Origin of the sequence: Kitasatospora viridis (assembly GCF_007829815.1) — a bacterium.
In the GTDB taxonomy this organism is placed as follows: Bacteria; Actinomycetota; Actinomycetes; order Streptomycetales; family Streptomycetaceae; genus Kitasatospora; species Kitasatospora viridis.
The window spans coordinates 1671168-1688809 of record NZ_VIWT01000001.1 but is presented as its reverse complement, the minus strand read 5'-3'; the positions used below and the strand labels follow the sequence as shown (position 1 = coordinate 1688809).

Sequence of the window (17642 nt, the reverse complement as noted above, 5' to 3'; positions counted from 1 at the left end):
AGATATGTTGACATCCCCGGCCTCGGTCCCTTGTGGATTGGGGTTGGAGATTCCTTTAGTAACAAAAACACTAGCGAGGACGCAGTGCACGGGGCCGCCCTATTCCGGTGGTTGCTGTGCCGCTCTGCGCGGGTGTTCGCCCCGATTACGGGGAGACATTCACGGAGAGTTTGATCCTGGCTCAGGACGAACGCTGGCGGCGTGCTTAACACATGCAAGTCGAACGGTGAAGCCCTTCGGGGTGGATCAGTGGCGAACGGGTGAGTAACACGTGGGCAATCTGCCCTGCACTCTGGGACAAGCCCTGGAAACGGGGTCTAATACCGGATATTACCTTCCTCTGCATGGGGGTTGGTGGAAAGCTCCGGCGGTGCAGGATGAGCCCGCGGCCTATCAGCTTGTTGGTGGGGTAATGGCCTACCAAGGCGACGACGGGTAGCCGGCCTGAGAGGGCGACCGGCCACACTGGGACTGAGACACGGCCCAGACTCCTACGGGAGGCAGCAGTGGGGAATATTGCACAATGGGCGCAAGCCTGATGCAGCGACGCCGCGTGAGGGATGACGGCCTTCGGGTTGTAAACCTCTTTCAGCAGGGAAGAAGCGCAAGTGACGGTACCTGCAGAAGAAGCACCGGCTAACTACGTGCCAGCAGCCGCGGTAATACGTAGGGTGCGAGCGTTGTCCGGAATTATTGGGCGTAAAGAGCTCGTAGGCGGCCTGTCGCGTCGGATGTGAAAGCCCGGGGCTTAACCCCGGGTCTGCATTCGATACGGGCAGGCTAGAGTGTGGTAGGGGAGATCGGAATTCCTGGTGTAGCGGTGAAATGCGCAGATATCAGGAGGAACACCGGTGGCGAAGGCGGATCTCTGGGCCATTACTGACGCTGAGGAGCGAAAGCGTGGGGAGCGAACAGGATTAGATACCCTGGTAGTCCACGCCGTAAACGTTGGGAACTAGGTGTTGGCGACATTCCACGTCGTCGGTGCCGCAGCTAACGCATTAAGTTCCCCGCCTGGGGAGTACGGCCGCAAGGCTAAAACTCAAAGGAATTGACGGGGGCCCGCACAAGCAGCGGAGCATGTGGCTTAATTCGACGCAACGCGAAGAACCTTACCAAGGCTTGACATATGCCGGAAACGTCTAGAGATAGGCGCCCCCTTGTGGTCGGTATACAGGTGGTGCATGGTTGTCGTCAGCTCGTGTCGTGAGATGTTGGGTTAAGTCCCGCAACGAGCGCAACCCTTGTTCTGTGTTGCCAGCGAGTAATGTCGGGGACTCACAGGAGACTGCCGGGGTCAACTCGGAGGAAGGTGGGGACGACGTCAAATCATCATGCCCCTTATGTCTTGGGCTGCACACGTGCTACAATGGCCGGTACAAAGGGCTGCGATACCGTGAGGTGGAGCGAATCCCAAAAAGCCGGTCTCAGTTCGGATTGGGGTCTGCAACTCGACCCCATGAAGTTGGAGTTGCTAGTAATCGCAGATCAGCATGCTGCGGTGAATACGTTCCCGGGCCTTGTACACACCGCCCGTCACGTCACGAAAGTCGGTAACACCCGAAGCCGGTGGCCTAACCCTTGGGAGGGAGCCGTCGAAGGTGGGACCAGCGATTGGGACGAAGTCGTAACAAGGTAGCCGTACCGGAAGGTGCGGCTGGATCACCTCCTTTCTAAGGAGCACATGGCAGCTTCGGGCGAATGTCCTGGAGTGCTTGCTCATGGGTGGAACGTTGACTATTCGGCACACTTGATTGGTTGTTTCCTAGTACTGCTTCGGCGTGGAACGGGTTCAAGTGATCGGGTGTGTCGGGCACGTTGTTGGGTCCTGAGGGAACGGAAACGTTGTCTCAGTGCCGGTCTCTTGTGAGGCGCCTTCGGGTGTTGAGCATGAGTGTCTGGTCGTTGTTTGAGAACTGCACAGTGGACGCGAGCATCTGTGGCCAAGTTTTTAAGGGCGCACGGTGGATGCCTTGGCACCAGGAACCGATGAAGGACGTGGGAGGCCGCGATAGGCCCCGGGGAGCTGTCAACCGAGCTTTGATCCGGGGGTGTCCGAATGGGGAAACCCGGCAGTCGTCATGGGCTGTCACCCATACCTGAACACATAGGGTATGTGGAGGGAACGCGGGGAAGTGAAACATCTCAGTACCCGCAGGAAGAGAAAACAACCGTGATTCCGGGAGTAGTGGCGAGCGAAACCGGATGAGGCTAAACCGTAGTGGTGTGAGACCCGGCAGGGGTTGCCACTTCGGGGTCGTGGGAAAGTTCTTCAGTCGTCTGCCGGCGGCTGGGTGAGTCAGAAACCGTATGGATAGTCGAAGGACATGCGAAAGGTCCGGCGTAGAGGGTAAGACCCCCGTAGGCGAAATCTGTACGGCTCACTTGAGCTTCTCCCAAGTAGCACGGAGCCCGAGAAATTCCGTGTGAATCTGGCGGGACCACCCGCTAAGCCTAAATATTCCCTGGTGACCGATAGCGGATAGTACCGTGAGGGAATGGTGAAAAGTACCGCGGGAGCGGAGTGAAATAGTACCTGAAACCGTGTGCCTACAAGCCGTGGGAGCGTCGTTCGTCAGCTTGCTGGCGGGCCGTGACTGCGTGCCTTTTGAAGAATGAGCCTGCGAGTTTGCGGTGTGTAGCGAGGTTAACCCGTGTGGGGTAGCCGTAGCGAAAGCGAGTCCGAATAGGGCGTTTGAGTTGCATGCCCAAGACCCGAAGCGGAGTGATCTAGCCATGGGCAGGTTGAAGCGCGGGTAAGACCGTGTGGAGGACCGAACCCACCAGGGTTGAAAACCTGGGGGATGACCTGTGGTTAGGGGTGAAAGGCCAATCAAACTCCGTGATAGCTGGTTCTCCCCGAAATGCATTTAGGTGCAGCGTCGCGTGTTTCTTGCCGGAGGTAGAGCACTGGATAGGCGATGGGCCTCACCGGGTTACTGACCTTAGCCAAACTCCGAATGCCGGTAAGTGAGAGCGCGGCAGTGAGACTGTGGGGGATAAGCTCCATGGTCGAGAGGGAAACAGCCCAGAACACCGACTAAGGTCCCTAAGCGTGTGCTAAGTGGGAAAGGATGTGGAGTCGCAGAGACAACCAGGAGGTTGGCTTAGAAGCAGCCACCCTTGAAAGAGTGCGTAATAGCTCACTGGTCAAGTGATTCCGCGCCGACAATGTAGCGGGGCTCAAGTACACCACCGAAGTCGTGTCATTGCAGCATGAGGGCCAACGCCCGCTGTGATGGGTAGGGGAGCGTCGTGTGCCGGGTGAAGCGGCCGAGGAATCGAGTCGTGGACGGTATACGAGTGAGAATGCAGGCATGAGTAGCGATACAAGAGTGGGAAACTCTTGCGCCGATTGACCAAGGGTTCCTGGGTCAAGCTGATCTGCCCAGGGTAAGTCGGGACCTAAGGCGAGGCCGACAGGCGTAGTCGATGGACAACGGGTTGATATTCCCGTACCCGCTTTGAAGCGCCAACGCTGAACCTCTGAATGCTAAAGCCGTGAAGCCGGCCTGGAGTCTTCGGACGAAGGGACGTGGTGGAGCCGCTGATCCAACAGGGTAGTAGGTGAGCGATGGGGTGACGCAGGAAGGTAGTCCAGCCCGGGCGGTGGTTGTCCCGGGGTAAGGGTGTAGGCCGAGTGGTAGGCAAATCCGCCACTCATTGAGGCTGAGACCTGATGCCGAGCCGATTGTGGTGAAGTGGATGATCCTATGCTGTCGAGAAAAGCCTCTAGCGAGTTTCATGGCGGCCCGTACCCCAAACCGACTCAGGTGGTCAGGTAGAGAATACCGAGGCGTTCGGGTGAACTATGGTTAAGGAACTCGGCAAAATGCCCCCGTAACTTCGGGAGAAGGGGGGCCGGAACTGGTGATGGCACTTGCTGCTTGAGCTGGGGCCGGCCGCAGAGACCAGCGAGAAGCGACTGTTTACTAAAAACACAGGTCCGTGCGAAGCCGTAAGGCGATGTATACGGACTGACGCCTGCCCGGTGCTGGAACGTTAAGGGGACCGGTTAGCTTGGATTCGTCCAGGCGAAGCTGAGAACTTAAGCGCCAGTAAACGGCGGTGGTAACTATAACCATCCTAAGGTAGCGAAATTCCTTGTCGGGTAAGTTCCGACCTGCACGAATGGCGTAACGACTTCTCGACTGTCTCAACCATAGGCCCGGTGAAATTGCATTACGAGTAAAGATGCTCGTTTCGCGCAGCAGGACGGAAAGACCCCGGGACCTTTACTATAGCTTGATATTGGTGTTCGGTTCGGCTTGTGTAGGATAGGTGGGAGACTTTGAAGCAGTGACGCCAGTCATTGTGGAGTCGCCGTTGAAATACCACTCTGGTCGTGCTGGATGTCTAACCTGGGTCCGTGATCCGGATCAGGGACAGTGTCTGGTGGGTAGTTTAACTGGGGCGGTTGCCTCCTAAAGAGTAACGGAGGCGCCCAAAGGTTCCCTCAGCCTGGTTGGCAATCAGGTGTTGAGTGTAAGTGCACAAGGGAGCTTGACTGTGAGACCGACGGGTCGAGCAGGTGCGAAAGCAGGGACTAGTGATCCGGCGGTGGCTTGTGGAAGCGCCGTCGCTCAACGGATAAAAGGTACCCCGGGGATAACAGGCTGATCTTCCCCAAGAGTCCATATCGACGGGATGGTTTGGCACCTCGATGTCGGCTCGTCGCATCCTGGGGCTGGAGTAGGTCCCAAGGGTTGGGCTGTTCGCCCATTAAAGCGGTACGCGAGCTGGGTTTAGAACGTCGTGAGACAGTTCGGTCCCTATCCGCTGTGCGCGTAGGAGTGTTGAGAAGGGCTGTCCCTAGTACGAGAGGACCGGGACGGACGAACCTCTGGTGTGCCAGTTGTCCTGCCAAGGGCATGGCTGGTTGGCTACGTTCGGGAGGGATAACCGCTGAAAGCATCTAAGCGGGAAGCCTGCTTCGAGATGAGCACTCCCACCTCCTTGAGAGGGTAAGGCTCCCAGTAGACGACTGGGTTGATAGGCCGGATGTGGAAGCCCTGTAAGGGGTGGAGCTGACCGGTACTAATAGGCCGAGGGCTTGTCCTCAGTTGCTCGCGTCCACTGTGTTGTTCTGAAACAACGACCCCCACCGTTAGTGTCGGGTGGGTGCGGTTGACAGTTTCATAGTGTTTCGGTGGTCATAGCGTGAGGGAAACGCCCGGTTACATTCCGAACCCGGAAGCTAAGCCTTACAGCGCCGATGGTACTGCAGGGGGGACCCTGTGGGAGAGTAGGACGCCGCCGAACAATCTTTGTGGAGAAGCCCCCATCACTTGGTGATGGGGGCTTCTTCGCGTTTCCGGACCCCTTCACGGAGGGGGCCACACACAGTGACGAAAGCCTGTCCGAGTAGGATCCGGAAGTCCACGACGAGACCCAGGGGTTGATCAACGAATGGCACGTCCATCCCTTACCCGTGCGCACCGCGCACTGTTGGGCGTAGTGGCTGTCGGCGCCTGTGTGATCTCCGGGATCGGCTTCGCCGGATCGTACTCCGCGGTGCGGGAGTTGGCCCTGCACAAGGGCTTCGGAGCGTTCTCGTACGCGTTCCCGATCGGCGTGGACGCCGGCATCGTGGTGCTGTTGGCCCTGGACCTGGTGCTGACCTGGCTGCGCATACCCTTCCCCCTGCTCCGTCAGGCGGCCTGGCTGCTGACCGTCGCGACCATCTCCTTCAACGCCGCCGCCTCCTGGGGCGATCCGCTGGGCATGGGTATGCACGCGGTGATCCCGGTGCTCTTCGTGGTGGTGGTGGAGGCCTCCCGGCACGCGGTCGGGCGGATCGCGGCGATAACCGCCGACCGGCACATGGAGTCGGTCCGGCTGATGCGCTGGCTGCTCTCCCCGGTGCCCACCTTCCGGATGTGGCGCCGGATGAAGCTCTGGGAGCTCCGCTCGTACGACGAGGTGGTGCGGCTGGAGCAGAACCGGCTGGTGTACCGGGCGCAACTGCGCTTCCGGTACGGCCGCGGGTGGCGGCGGGCGGCACCGATCCAGGCGCTGCTGCCGTTGAAGCTGGCCAAGTTCGGGGTGCCGCTGGACGTCACGCTGTTGGACCGGATCGACCCGTCGCCGGCGACCGCCGTGGTCCAGCAGGAGCAGCCGGCCGCCGTCGAGCCGCTCCCCGCCCAGCCGGCCAGCCCGCAGCCGACCGACGCGCAGTCGGCCGCCGACCGGCCGACCAACACGCAGTCGGGCCAGGCCCGGCAGTCCGGCGGGGGATTCCCGGCCGCGGCGGTGGCGCCGGTGCTGGCCAAGCTCGCCTCCGAGCGTTGGCGGGACAGCCAGGTGACCGCCGAGCAGCCGACCCAGCAGCAGCACGCTCAACCGACGCTCGTGGACGGCCCAGTGACGCAGGCTCAGCAGACGCCGGCCCGAGCGGCCCGTCCGGTGGCGGCGCTCCGTGACATCCGCGCGGGCCGGCCCGCGGACCTCGCGGTGCCGAACGCGCAGCAGCAGCAGCCTCAGCAGCAGTCGCAGCACCAGCAGCCGCCCGCCGCCGAGCACCGCCAGGCCCAGGCCTCGCCGTGGTTCGCCACCGCCCGGCCGTCCGCACCGGAGCCGCAGCCGGCCGCGCCGCAGGCCCGCCCGGTCCAGCAGCCGCAGCACCCCCAGCAGCCGGCCGCAGCCGCTGCCGCCGCGGGCCCGCAGCGCCCCCCGCTGACGGGGGCTCAGCTGATCGCCCTCGCTGAGGGCCGCCCGCAGGCCGCCGCTCCCGCCGCCGCGGAGGTCGTCGAGCAGCCGCAGCTCGACCTGGACGCCCCTGCCGGGCACCCGGCCGAGCCGGCGCCGTCGATCGAGCGCCAGGTGGAGAACGTGTTCGCCCCGCGCGTCCCGGTCGCGCCGCAACAGGATGAGGAGCCGGTCGAGTTCGGCCGCGAACTCACGGTGGACGTCGCCGTCGAGGGCCTGGTGTCCTACCTGGACACGCACAACCGGCACCCGGACCAGGAGCTGCTGGCCGGCTACCTGTTCAGCGAGTACGGCGTGACCGGCCGCCGCCCGGGCGTGCAGGCCAGCCGCAGCGAGATGGCCCGGATCTGGCCGCAGCTGCAGGACCGTTACGCCACCCTCGGCCGGGAGTGACCGGCAACCGGCGATCCCTACGAACCGACAACCGAACAGCGCCCCTCCCGGCTGGTGGGCCACCCATTGACGCCCGCCGAACTCCCGGACTACCGTCGCCTCAACAATCTGTTGAAGCGCTGGAGGAGTCGGGATGTCCCAGGTCGAGCAGGCTAACGGTGCTTCCACGGCAGCGGAGCGGGTGACCTTCTCGCCGTCCGCCGCCAGTGCGGTGGACGCGCTGCTCGGCCCGGTCGACGCCGACCTGGCCCGCCGCTACCCGGGCGACCCGGGCACCCGCCAGCCGGTGCACACCGTCTACGTCCCGGCCGACGCGTTCGCCGCCGACACCGTCGCCGACTGGGGCCGGCAGGCGCTTGCGGCGCTGGACACCCACGCGGCCACCCCGGCGGAGCTGGCCGAGGCGCTCGGCGTGCCGGCCGACGAGCTGATCACCGAGGTGCACGCCCGGGTCCGGGCCAAGCTGGAGCGCGAGCCGATCGAGGACCTGAGGGTCGACTTCGAGGACGGCTACGGCCCGCGCCCGGACGAGGAGGAGGACGCGGAGGCCGTCCGGGTCGCCCGCCTGGTCGTCCGGGCCGTGGCCGACGGCACCGCCCCGCCGTACATCGGGGTGCGGATCAAGTGCATGGAGGCCGCCGTCCGGGCCCGCGGCATCCGGACCCTGGAGCTCTTCCTCGGCACCCTGCTGGCGGAGGGCGGCGAGCTGCCCGCCGGCCTGGTGCTCACCCTGCCCAAGGTCACCTACCCGGAGCAGGTCACGGCGCTGGTCGTGCTGCTGCGCGACTTCGAGCAGCGGGCCGGCCTGCCGCAGGGGCGGATCGGCTTCGAGATCCAGATCGAGACCACCCAGGCGATCCTCGGCCCGGACGGCCGGGCCACCGTGGCGCTGATGATCGAGGCGGCCGAGGGGCGGGCGACCGGCCTGCACTACGGCACCTTCGACTACAGCGCCTCCTGCGGGGTCAGCGCCGCCTACCAGAGCATGGACCACCCGGTGGCCGACCACGCCAAGGCGGTGATGCAGGTGGCCGCCGCCGGCACCGGCGTGCGGCTCTCCGACGGCTCGACCAACGTGATCCCGACCGGTCCCCGGGAGCAGGTCTTCGCGGCCTGGAACCTGCACCACGGGCTGGTCCGCCGCTCGCTCGCCCGCGCCTACTACCAGGGCTGGGACATGCACCCGGCGCACCTGCCCACCCGGTACGCGGCGGTCTACGCCTTCTACCGCGAGGGCCTGGCGGCCGCCGCGGCCCGCCTGGCGGCCTACGTGGCCAAGGCCGGCGGCGACGTGATGGACGAGCCGGCCACCGCCAAGGCGCTCAGCGGCTACCTGCTGCGCGGGCTGGACTGCGGGGCGGTGGACCTCGCCGAGGTGACCGCGCTGACCGGCCTGGACCGTGCGCAGCTGGACGCACTGAGCGGTCGCTGACCCGGCGGGGCCCCGATCGGCGGGGGACGCCTGGTTAGGGTGGGAGGACCGCCGTCCCCGACCCTCCGGAGCACCCCCGCCATGCCGCAGCCAGCGCCGTACCTGACCATCCGGGCGGACGGCAGCCACGAGATCGAGGTGAAGCGGTCCCGCTTCATCTGCCACCTCGCCCGGGCCGGTGACGAGCAGCAGGCGCAGGAGTTCATCGCCGGGATCCGCAAGCGGTACTGGGACGCCCGGCACAACTGCACCGCCTTCGTGGTCGGCGAGGAGCAGCGCCGGGAGCGGTCCAGCGACGACGGGGAGCCGGGCGGCACCGCGGGCGTGCCGATGCTGGAGGTGCTGCGCCGACGCGGCGTCACCGACACGGTCGCGGTGGTGACCCGGTACTTCGGCGGGGTGCTGCTCGGCGCCGGCGGGCTGGTCCGGGCCTACGGCGGCGCGGTCTCGGCGGCGCTGGACGAGGTCGGGCTGGTCGAGCGCCGACCGGTCGCGCTGCTGGAGGTCGCGGTGGACCACGCCCGGGCGGGCCGGCTGGAGAACGAACTGCGGGCCGCCGGGCACGCGGTGCGCGGATCGCACTACGACGCGGGCGGGGTGCGGATCGAGGTCGGCGTGCCCGAGCCGGAACTGCCCGCCTTCCACGCCTGGCTGGCCGAGACCAGCGGTGGGGCCGCGGCCGCGGTGCCCGCCGGACGCACCCACGTCGAACTGCCCTGGAACGCCCCCGAGGACCGCTGACCTGTGGGAAAGTACGCAGAGCCGCCAGAGTCGCATGCGCTTTCGGCCAAAGCGCACGAATTCGGGCCCCGGGCAACGGCCGGTCAGTAGCCTGAGTCCGTCACCGACTTACAGGAGCAGAACCCGAGATGGCCGTCATCCGCACCGTCACCATCGCGCCGGGGACGAACACCGGCTGGCACTACCACCCGGCGATGGTCCAGGCGATGCTGCTGACGGGCGTGCTGACCAGGGTGCTGGAGGACGGGACCGTCGAGGTCACCAGGTCGGGCCAGTTCCTGCTGGAGCTGCCTGACCAGCGGCACATCGGCTACAACCTGGGCACCGAACCGGTGGTCATCCTGGCGAACTACCAGGAGCGGGAGGGCCGGCCGCTGGTGGTGCCGGCCGACGCCACGGAGGTGGGCGCGGCCGCCGCGCTGGGCGTGACCGGGCGGCCGGCGGCCGAGCACGGCTGCGGGCAGCGCGCCACCACCAGTTGAGCCGGTGCCCCGGTGCTCGCGCCGCCTCGGACACCTGCCGCCTCATGTGCCCGCCGCCTGATGCACCCGCTGCCTTATACACCCGCGGTCGAGGAATCCGGTGGATGACCCGCCAATGACACCCGAATGAATTAAAAGCTGCCCGGGACTGGAACTCCAGCTCCGGGCAGCCGCGTTCTCACCGTACGGACCAGCCGGCGACTGCCGCCGACCGGCCGTACCCGACCCCATCGATGGAGGAATCCCAGGCCCCACCAGAGCATCACGGAGGCACCACCCATGAGCATCGACCACGCCGCCGCGATCGGCGGCTCCACCCCCGACTCCGGCTGCTGCCCACCCGGTCACGCCGCCCCGTACCGGATGACGGTGACGACCCGTCAATCCCACGCCGAGGCCGCCGCGCTGGCCGACCAGTGCCTCGGCGCCTGGCTCAAACACGAGGGCCACGGCGAACCACCACCCGCCGAGCCGGTGCCCCCCGAGCTCGGCCCGGACCGCACCGAACCGGCCCTCGCCGAACGGCTCCGGCTCGCCGACCGGGTGCTGCTCGACCGGGACGACGGCCGACTGCCCGCCGCCGTCGGCAGACCGGCCGGCCACTACACCCGCCGCAGGCTCCGCCGCCCCGCCCCGCAGGGCACCGCGCAACTCTCGCTGACCGTCGCCACCGAGCACGGCGGCCCCACCTGGGTGCGGGTGGAGACCGAGCACCTGCCCGCCACCACCGGGCCCAGCACCCCCTCCCGGGTCCCGGTCCCCGATCTGGTCCACCGCCTGCTCCCGCTGCTGGACGCGCTGGACGGACCGGCCGAAGTGCGCCCGCACCCGAGGATCGTCACCGCCGCCGAAGTGGACGGGGTGATCGACGAACTCTGCGACCCGACCCGCCGGCTGCCCACCGTGGTGGCCAGCGTGCCGGCCGACCTCGACCCGGCGGCCTGGACCGCCGAACTGCTGCGACCGCTCTTCGCCGGGGTCGCCGGCCTGGCCGTCGGCTACGTGCTGGACGCGTCCGCCCGGGTCGCCTTCAACATCGCGCTGGAGTACCACACGGTCTACGGCGGTGCCGTGCGCACCTACCTGCCCGAGGTGGACCCGGCCTCCCGGCGGGACGCGCTGCGCCACCTGGTGCTGCCCCGCTACCGGATCGAGGACGAGCCGCGCCGGGCCGCCGCACTGCTCGCCCGCGAGCCGCGCAGACTGGCCGCGCGGGCGCCGCTGCCCGAACCGCTCGCCCGGGTACCGGAGTTGCGGGTGCGGCCAGCCGACCGCCGACCGGTGCTGCCCCGGCCGGCCGCGGAGCCGCTGCCGGCCCGGCTGAGCACGGGTCAGCGGACGGCCGGTCAGCCGAGCGAGGCCAGGCGCACCGCGCACCGGGTCTGGCGCCGGGAGCCGCAGCCGGGCCCGGCCCGCCGCGGCGGTGAGCGCCCCTGGTCACTGAGCAGCCGGCTCTGCCTGCCGGGCGAGCCGTCCGCCCCCGGCAGCTTCACCGAACTGCTCTGCCGGATGGGCGAGTTCCCGCTGCTCAGCTTCACCGGCGACGAGAAGGAGACGCTCGCCCTGGAGAACCGCACCGGCAACTGGGTCAAGCTCACCTGGGAGGGCCTGACCGCGCTGCAGGAGTACGCCGCGGCCGCCGTGCACGGCTCGGCCGGCGGCGACTTCAAGCAGTGGTGCGAGCGGGCCGCGGAGAACGGCAGCCGGTTCCCGCCGCGCAAGGCGGTGCGCGGGGAGTCGCGCACGGTCTGCACGCACACCAAGATGCGCCGGGAGCGGATGTTCGCCGTACCGGACTCGGTGGACCCGAGCGGGCGAGCCTTCATGGGCGCCCACCTGCGGATCGGCGGCGGCCGCACCGCGCCCCGGCTGCACTACCTCGACGACTGCTCCGGCAGCGGGCGGATCTACGTCGGCTACATCGGCATGCACCTCACCAACACGATGACCAACTGAGCCGCCACCGGCCGACCGAGAGGGGGTCAACCCCGCACGCGACAACCGAAAACGGTGGAGAATGCAGGCGGGAACACACCCGAGAAGTGCGACGACGAGCACGGGGGCCGACCGCCGATGCAGGAACCGACCAAGCGTCAGTCGGCCCTCGACGCCGCCCGGACCGGCTTCCTGGCCGCGGTGTTCGGTGGCACCACCGAGGGCCCGGCCACGGCCGCCGAGCACCCGGCCGGCGGCGGCACGCCCGCCGGGTCGGCCGACGGGCCCGACGTCCGGGTCGGGGTCCCGCCCGGCCGCCAGGCCGGGGGTGCGCCCCCGGTCCCGGCCGACGAACTGACGCGCCACCGCACCAGCACCGTGCGGGCCGAGCAGCAGCGGCTGGCCGAGTTGCTTGACCGGCTGGCCCAGCCGGTCAACGCGATGGACTTCGAGAGCCAGCGCCGCAGTTACGAGCCGCGCCCCTACCCCGACCAGGCGCCCGCCGAGCAGCGCGAACCGGTGTGGGCGGACTTCGCGCCGCCCCAGCCCGAGGAGGGCGAGGGCCGCCGGCTGCTGGACTCCGGCTACCAGCGCGGGCTCGCCGAGGCCCGGCTGGCGTACCAGCGCGCCCTGCGCCGGTGGCGCACCGAGCGCGCCGCCCCCGCCGACCCGGCCGAGACCGCCGCCCGGGCCGCGCACGAGCAGGCCGAGCAGGCCCGGGCCAGGGCGGTGCGGGAGTACAACGACAGCCTGGAGGAGTGCCACCGGGCCTACCGGCAGGCCGAGCCGGCCGCCGTCGAGTCACTGCTGGAACGCGCGCTGGCCGCGGCCGAGGCGAGCACGCCCGAACTGCCCGCGCCCTGCCGCGCCGTCTTCCGCCCGCTCACCCGGACCGCGGTGCTCGACCTGGACCTGCCGCCGCTCGGCCTGGTCCCGTCGCTCGACGGCTACCGGCTCTCCCCGGACGGCACGATCCACCCGGTGCCCCGGGCCCCCGCCGACCGGGCCACCGACTACCTGCGCCTGGTCTCCCGGCTCGCGCTGCGCGCGCTGCAGGCGGTGGAGGCGGTGGACACCGACGGCATCCTGGCCGGCGTGGTGCTCAACGGCTGGCTGCGCGAGTCGGGCCCGGGGGCGGCATCCGGCCGGCCGCCGGGGGACTGCCTGCTCAGCGTGGACGCCGACCGGGACGCGCTGGCCCGCACCAGGCTGGTCGAGGCCGCCGTCCTGGTCGAGGAGGAGACCGAGCCCGGGGTGTACGCGGCGGCCGAGCAGGACGAGGCGCTGGTCCGGCTGCGCGACCTGGCGGCGGCCATCACCCCGGACCCGTTCGCCCGGGTCGCCGTGCCGCCCTGCGCGACCGCGGGCGCGGCGGTGCCGGCGGTCGGCGAGCTGTCCGCCGGCGAGTTCGCCCTGCTGGTCCGCGAGGTGCTCACCCGGGGCGGGCTGGGCGACTGGAGCGTGCGGGCGCGCGGGCGGTCCGGCCTGGTCGCCACCGGCACCGGCCCCGCCGACAGCGCGCTGCCCGGGCGCTGGGTGGTCTGCGCCTCCCGCCGGGACGAGCCGATCGACCCGGACGGGCTGCGGATGCTGGCCGAGGCGGTCGCCGAGGAGGCGGCCGGCCACGGGCTCTGGCTGAGCACCGGCGGCTTCACCGAGGAGGCCCTCGACCTGGTCGAGACCCCCGACTACCGCCACCTGCACCTCGCCGACGGCCCCGGCTTCCGGGCCATGGCCGAGACCCACCTCGGCCTGCCGCTGGCCGTCACCGGCGTCTGACCCGCCGTCCGCAGCCCTTCCACCCGGGGAGTCTGACGACCCGTTCGGCGCCACCCGGCGGGCGGCCCGGCACCGGTTGGGCGAGGGTGGCAGGGCCGGGGTGAGTCGGGGACGCGCGGAGGTGCCGGGTGACGGCGGTGCTGGTCGCCATCGGGGCCTTCCTGACCACGCTGATCGGCGGCCTGGTCGCCCAGCGCACCGGCGACCGGCGCCACCTGGTGCTCGGCCTCGCGGCCGGCCTGATGCTCGGCGTGGTCGCCTTCGACCTGCTGCCCGAGGCGCTCGCGCAGACCCCCGACGAACTCTTCGGCGTGCCCGAGCCGCTGCTCACCTTCGCCGCCGGCTTCCTGCTGATCCACTGCGTGGAGCGCTCGGTGGCGATCCACCGGGCGCACGAGGGCGAGTACGCCAGCCACACCCACGCGCACGGGCACGCCCACCCGCACCACGGCCGGGCCGAGGGCGTCGGCCTGCTGGCCGGCGGTGCGCTGGTCGGGCACAGCGTGATGGACGGCTTCGCGATCGGCGCCGCCTTCCAGGCCGGCGGCACGGTGGGCACGGTGGTGGCGCTGGCGGTGGTGGCGCACGACTTCGCCGACGGCTTCAACACCTACACGGTCACCCGGCTCTACGGGAACGACCGGCGGCGGGCGCTGCTGCTGCTCGGCGCCGACGCGCTGGCCCCGGTGACCGGCGCGGCGATCACCCTGCTGTTCCGGATCCCGGAGCACCTGCTCGGCCTCTACCTGGGCTTCTTCGCCGGCTTCCTGCTCTACCTGGCGACCGCCGACATCCTGCCCGAGGCGCACAGCCCGCACCCGTCCCGGTCCACCCTGCTCTGCACGCTGGCCGGGGTCGGCTTCCTCTGGCTGGTCGTCGGGCTGGCCAAGTGAGGGCTCAGCGGCCCTCGGCCGTCCGGTGCGCGGCCTCGGCGGCGCGCAGCACCCGGAGCATCACCGCCACGTCCGCCGGGTCGGCGCCGCTGAAGTACTCCTGGGCCACCTCCTGGCGGACCTGGGCCAGCCGCTCCACCGCCGCCCGGCCGTCCGCCGTCAGCAGCAGGCCGACCGCCCGCCGGTCCACCGGGTCGGGCACCCGCTCGACCAGCCCGCCCTGCTCCAGCGAGTCCACCACGGTGGTGGCCGAGCGGGGCGCGATGTTCAGCCGGTCGGCCAGCTCGGAGAGCCGGATCGCCCGGCCGGGGGTCTCGCAGCGGTCGGCGTGCGCCAGCACCCGCAGCGCCCGGCCCTGACCCGGCGTCAGGCCGTAGGGCTCCAGGCGGTGCACGGTGCGGTGGCGGATCCGCTTCATCGCGCGGGTGAGCTCGTCGGCGAGCTCTGCGGTGTCGGGCGCGTCGGGCGCGTCGAGGGTGTCGAGGGCGGCGGCGTCCGGTGCGTCGGGGCGGCCGGAGCCGGTGGACGGGCTGGTCATGCGGGGGCTCCTCGACGGTGGCGTGGGGTCAGCGTAGCCCTCCGGAGCGGTACCGAGCCAGCCACATGATGAGCCAGGCTCAGCTTCTCCCGGGATGGGGCAGCCACCGGTTCAGGCACCAGAGCACCAGGCCCGCGAGGCACCAGCCGGCCAGCACGTCCAGGAACCAGTGGTAGTCGCACCAGACCAGGCCCCACCCCACCCCCAGCCAGAGCACCGCGGCCCCCGCCGCCCACCACCCGACCCGGCCCGCCGTACGGGCCAGCAGCAGCGCCGCCACCCCGTAGCTCACGCAGGCCGTGGTGGTGTGCCCGGACGGGTACCAGCCCCACGAGCCCGGCGCCAGCGGCAGCCCGAGCGGACCCGGCCGGGCGAACCAGGCCTTGGCCGGCACCACCAGCAGCGGGATCAGCACCGCGGCCAGCACGGCCACCGGCACCGGCAGCCACCACCGCAGGGCACCCGCCCGCCGCCACCGCCAGGCCGCCAGCGCGCCGCCGCCGAACAGCAGCGGGATCGCCGGCACCGTCGAGCCGAGGTCGGAGAAGGCGTGCGCCGCGCCGGTCACCAGCGGGTCGCGCAGCCCGTCGCGCAGTCGGGCGGTGGCGTGCCGGACGGCCCGGTCCAGGCCCAGCAGCGGACCGTGGGCCGCGACCTGCCAGGAGACCAGCACCAGCAGCACGACCAGGACCAGCGGCACCAGCGGGTGCGCGAGGACGGCGAAGAGCCGCCCCGGAGCGGGGGGGAGAGCTCCGGGGCGGCCTGGGTGATCGCCGTTCCGTGCGCCCCGGGGGGTTTGGGCCGGACGGGCGGTCGATCGGTCTGGTGCGGGCGCCGTCGCCGACGCCTGGTTGTCATCTCGGGCCGGAGTGCCGACCGTGGGATGGGGCTCGCTGTCCATCTGTCATGACACTACGTCAAGCGGATTGCGACCGGGGGCGACCGGCCGGGGTTCGCACAGCATCTTCACCACCGGGAGTGCAACCTCCATTCGGTGTCAGAAGTCGGGACGCGGCGCGCCCGGCCGGTCGTACGCGCTCCGCCCGGCCGGGCGCACCGGCGGCCGCGGCCGCCGCAGGTCAGGTGCCGTGGACCCGACGGTGGATCAGACGCCCGCGAAGGCGTTCTCGATGATGTCCAGGCCCTCGGCCAGCAGGTGCTCCGGCATCACCAGCGGGGGCAGGAAGCGCAGCACGTTGCCGTAGGTGCCGGCGGTCAGCACGATCAGGCCCTCGGCGTGGCAGGCCTTGGCCACCGCCGCCGTCACCTCCGGGTTCGGCTCCTTGCCGCCCGGCTTCACCAGCTCGACGGCGATCATCGCGCCACGGCCGCGGACCTCGCCGATGGCGAAGCGGTCGCTGCCGGCGAACTTCTCCTGCATGGCCCGCAGGCGGCCCAGCATGACCTCGCCGATCCGCTGCGCCTTCGCGTTGAGGTCCAGCTCCTTCATGGTCTCGATGGCGCCCAGCGCGGCCGCGCAGGCCACCGGGTTGCCGCCGTAGGTGCCGCCCAGGCCACCGGCGTGCGCGGCGTCCATGATCTCGGCGCGCCCGGTCACCGCGGCCAGCGGCAGACCGCCGGCGATGCCCTTCGCGGTGGTGATCAGGTCCGGCACGACGCCCTCGTCCTCACAGGCGAACCACTGGCCGGTGCGGCAGAAGCCGGTCTGGATCTCGTCCGCGACGAAGACGATGCCGTTCGCCTTGGCGTACTCGACGATCGCCGGCAGGAAGCCCTTGGCCGGCTCGATGAAGCCGCCCTCGCCCTGGATCGGCTCGATGATGATCGCGGCCACGTTCTCCGCGCCGATCTGCTTGTTGATCACGTCGATCGCCTGCGCGGCGGCCTCGGCGGCACAGTTCTCCGCGCCGGTCAGCCAGCGGTACGGGTAGGCCACCGGCACCCGGTAGATCTCCGGGGCGAACGGACCGAAGCCCTGCTTGTACGGCATGTTCTTCGCCGTCAGACCCATCGTCAGGTTGGTCCGGCCGTGGTAGCCGTGGTCGAACACCACCACCGCGGTGCGCTTGGTGTAGGCGCGGGCGATCTTCACCGCGTTCTCCACCGCCTCGGCACCCGAGTTGAACAGCGCGGTGCGCTTCTCGTGGTCGCCCGGGGTCAGCAGGTTCAGCTGCTCGGCCACCGCCACGTAGCCCTCGTACGGCGTCACCATGAAACAGGTGTGGGTGAACGCGGCCAGCTGCTCGGTCGCCTTGGCGACCACGGCCGCGGCGCTGTTGCCGACGTTGGTCACGGCGATGCCGGAACCGAAGTCGATGAAGCTGTTGCCGTCCACGTCCACCAGCACGCCGCCACCGGCGGCCGCGGCGTAGACCGGCAGCGTGGTGCCGACCCCGGCCGCCACCGCGCCGAGCTTGCGCGCCTGCAGCTCCTGCGACTTCGGGCCGGGGATCGCGGTGACCAGACGGCGCTCCTGCGGGAGCTGAGGTGCGGCGCTCATGGGGGTGTCTCCAAGGGGGGTCGGCTCTGTCTCGATGCTCGCAGGCTACGGCCGCCGCCCGGCGCCGGGCATGCGCCACCTGGGCGCACTGGGCCGTCCGACTTGTCCGACCCGGCCAGCGCCCGTCGAGCCCCGGACGACCACCCGCACTCCACTAGATTGAGTGGCGCGCGTGTCGCCGACCGGGCGGCACGGGTATCCACAGAGCCGGGCGCGTCGGGGCGAGGGAGCGGGGCCGCAATGGGGTTGGACGGCACACAGGGCCGGCAGGGACGGCTCC

The 17642-nt window shown here is 69.7% G+C and carries 10 protein-coding genes and 3 rRNA genes; 10 read left to right on the top strand and 3 right to left on the bottom strand.

What is annotated here, in order from left to right; translation table 11 throughout:
* Positions 1-158: 158 nt before the first annotated feature.
* From FHX73_RS07445 to FHX73_RS07400, 10 genes are all read left to right on the top strand, one after another.
* Positions 159-1673, top strand: a 16S ribosomal RNA gene (locus FHX73_RS07445).
* Positions 1674-1941: 268 nt separating this feature from the next.
* Positions 1942-5061 (top strand): 23S ribosomal RNA (locus FHX73_RS07440).
* Between the two features lie 84 nt (positions 5062-5145).
* A 5S ribosomal RNA gene (gene rrf / locus FHX73_RS07435) occupies positions 5146-5262 on the top strand.
* Together the 16S, 23S and 5S rRNA genes form the textbook arrangement of a ribosomal RNA operon.
* A 147-nt stretch (positions 5263-5409) precedes the next feature.
* Complete coding sequence (locus FHX73_RS45530; protein WP_211786156.1) at positions 5410-7101, top strand: DUF2637 domain-containing protein; 1692 nt, start codon at positions 5410-5412, stop codon at positions 7099-7101.
* Between the two features lie 133 nt (positions 7102-7234).
* Positions 7235-8533 carry a DUF6986 family protein gene (locus FHX73_RS07425; RefSeq protein ID WP_145904227.1) on the top strand — a complete coding sequence of 433 codons (1299 nt, stop codon included), beginning with the start codon at positions 7235-7237 and terminating at the stop codon, positions 8531-8533.
* An 81-nt stretch (positions 8534-8614) separates the two neighbouring features.
* The gene (locus FHX73_RS07420) at positions 8615-9274 is read left to right on the top strand and encodes a YigZ family protein (protein ID WP_145904226.1); all 660 of its coding nucleotides are present in this window, start codon (positions 8615-8617) and stop codon (positions 9272-9274) included.
* Between the two features lie 128 nt (positions 9275-9402).
* Entirely contained in the window at positions 9403-9756 is a 354-nt protein-coding gene (locus FHX73_RS07415; protein ID WP_145904225.1) for a cupin domain-containing protein, read from the top strand.
* 279 nt (positions 9757-10035) lie between these two features.
* The gene (locus FHX73_RS07410) at positions 10036-11712 is read left to right on the top strand and encodes a hypothetical protein (protein ID WP_145904224.1); all 1677 of its coding nucleotides are present in this window, start codon (positions 10036-10038) and stop codon (positions 11710-11712) included.
* 117 nt (positions 11713-11829) lie between these two features.
* Positions 11830-13470 carry a restriction endonuclease gene (locus FHX73_RS47100; protein WP_145904223.1) on the top strand — a complete coding sequence of 547 codons (1641 nt, stop codon included), beginning with the start codon at positions 11830-11832 and terminating at the stop codon, positions 13468-13470.
* Positions 13471-13598: 128 nt separating this feature from the next.
* The gene (locus FHX73_RS07400) at positions 13599-14363 is read left to right on the top strand and encodes a ZIP family metal transporter (RefSeq protein WP_145904222.1); all 765 of its coding nucleotides are present in this window, start codon (positions 13599-13601) and stop codon (positions 14361-14363) included.
* Between the two features lie 4 nt (positions 14364-14367).
* Here the strand turns inward: FHX73_RS07400 and FHX73_RS07395 are convergent, their stop codons facing one another.
* From FHX73_RS07395 to gabT, 3 genes are all read right to left on the bottom strand, one after another.
* Complete coding sequence (locus FHX73_RS07395; protein ID WP_211786155.1) at positions 14368-14901, bottom strand: MarR family winged helix-turn-helix transcriptional regulator; 534 nt, start codon at positions 14899-14901, stop codon at positions 14368-14370.
* A 79-nt stretch (positions 14902-14980) separates the two neighbouring features.
* Entirely contained in the window at positions 14981-15601 is a 621-nt protein-coding gene (locus tag FHX73_RS07390; RefSeq protein ID WP_170304870.1) for a phosphatase PAP2 family protein, read from the bottom strand.
* A gap of 405 nt (positions 15602-16006) precedes the next feature.
* Positions 16007-17362: a 4-aminobutyrate--2-oxoglutarate transaminase gene (gabT, locus tag FHX73_RS07385; RefSeq protein ID WP_145904220.1), complete on the bottom strand. Its 1356-nt coding sequence runs from the start codon at positions 17360-17362 to the stop codon at positions 16007-16009.
* Between the last annotated feature and the right edge of the window lie 280 nt (positions 17363-17642).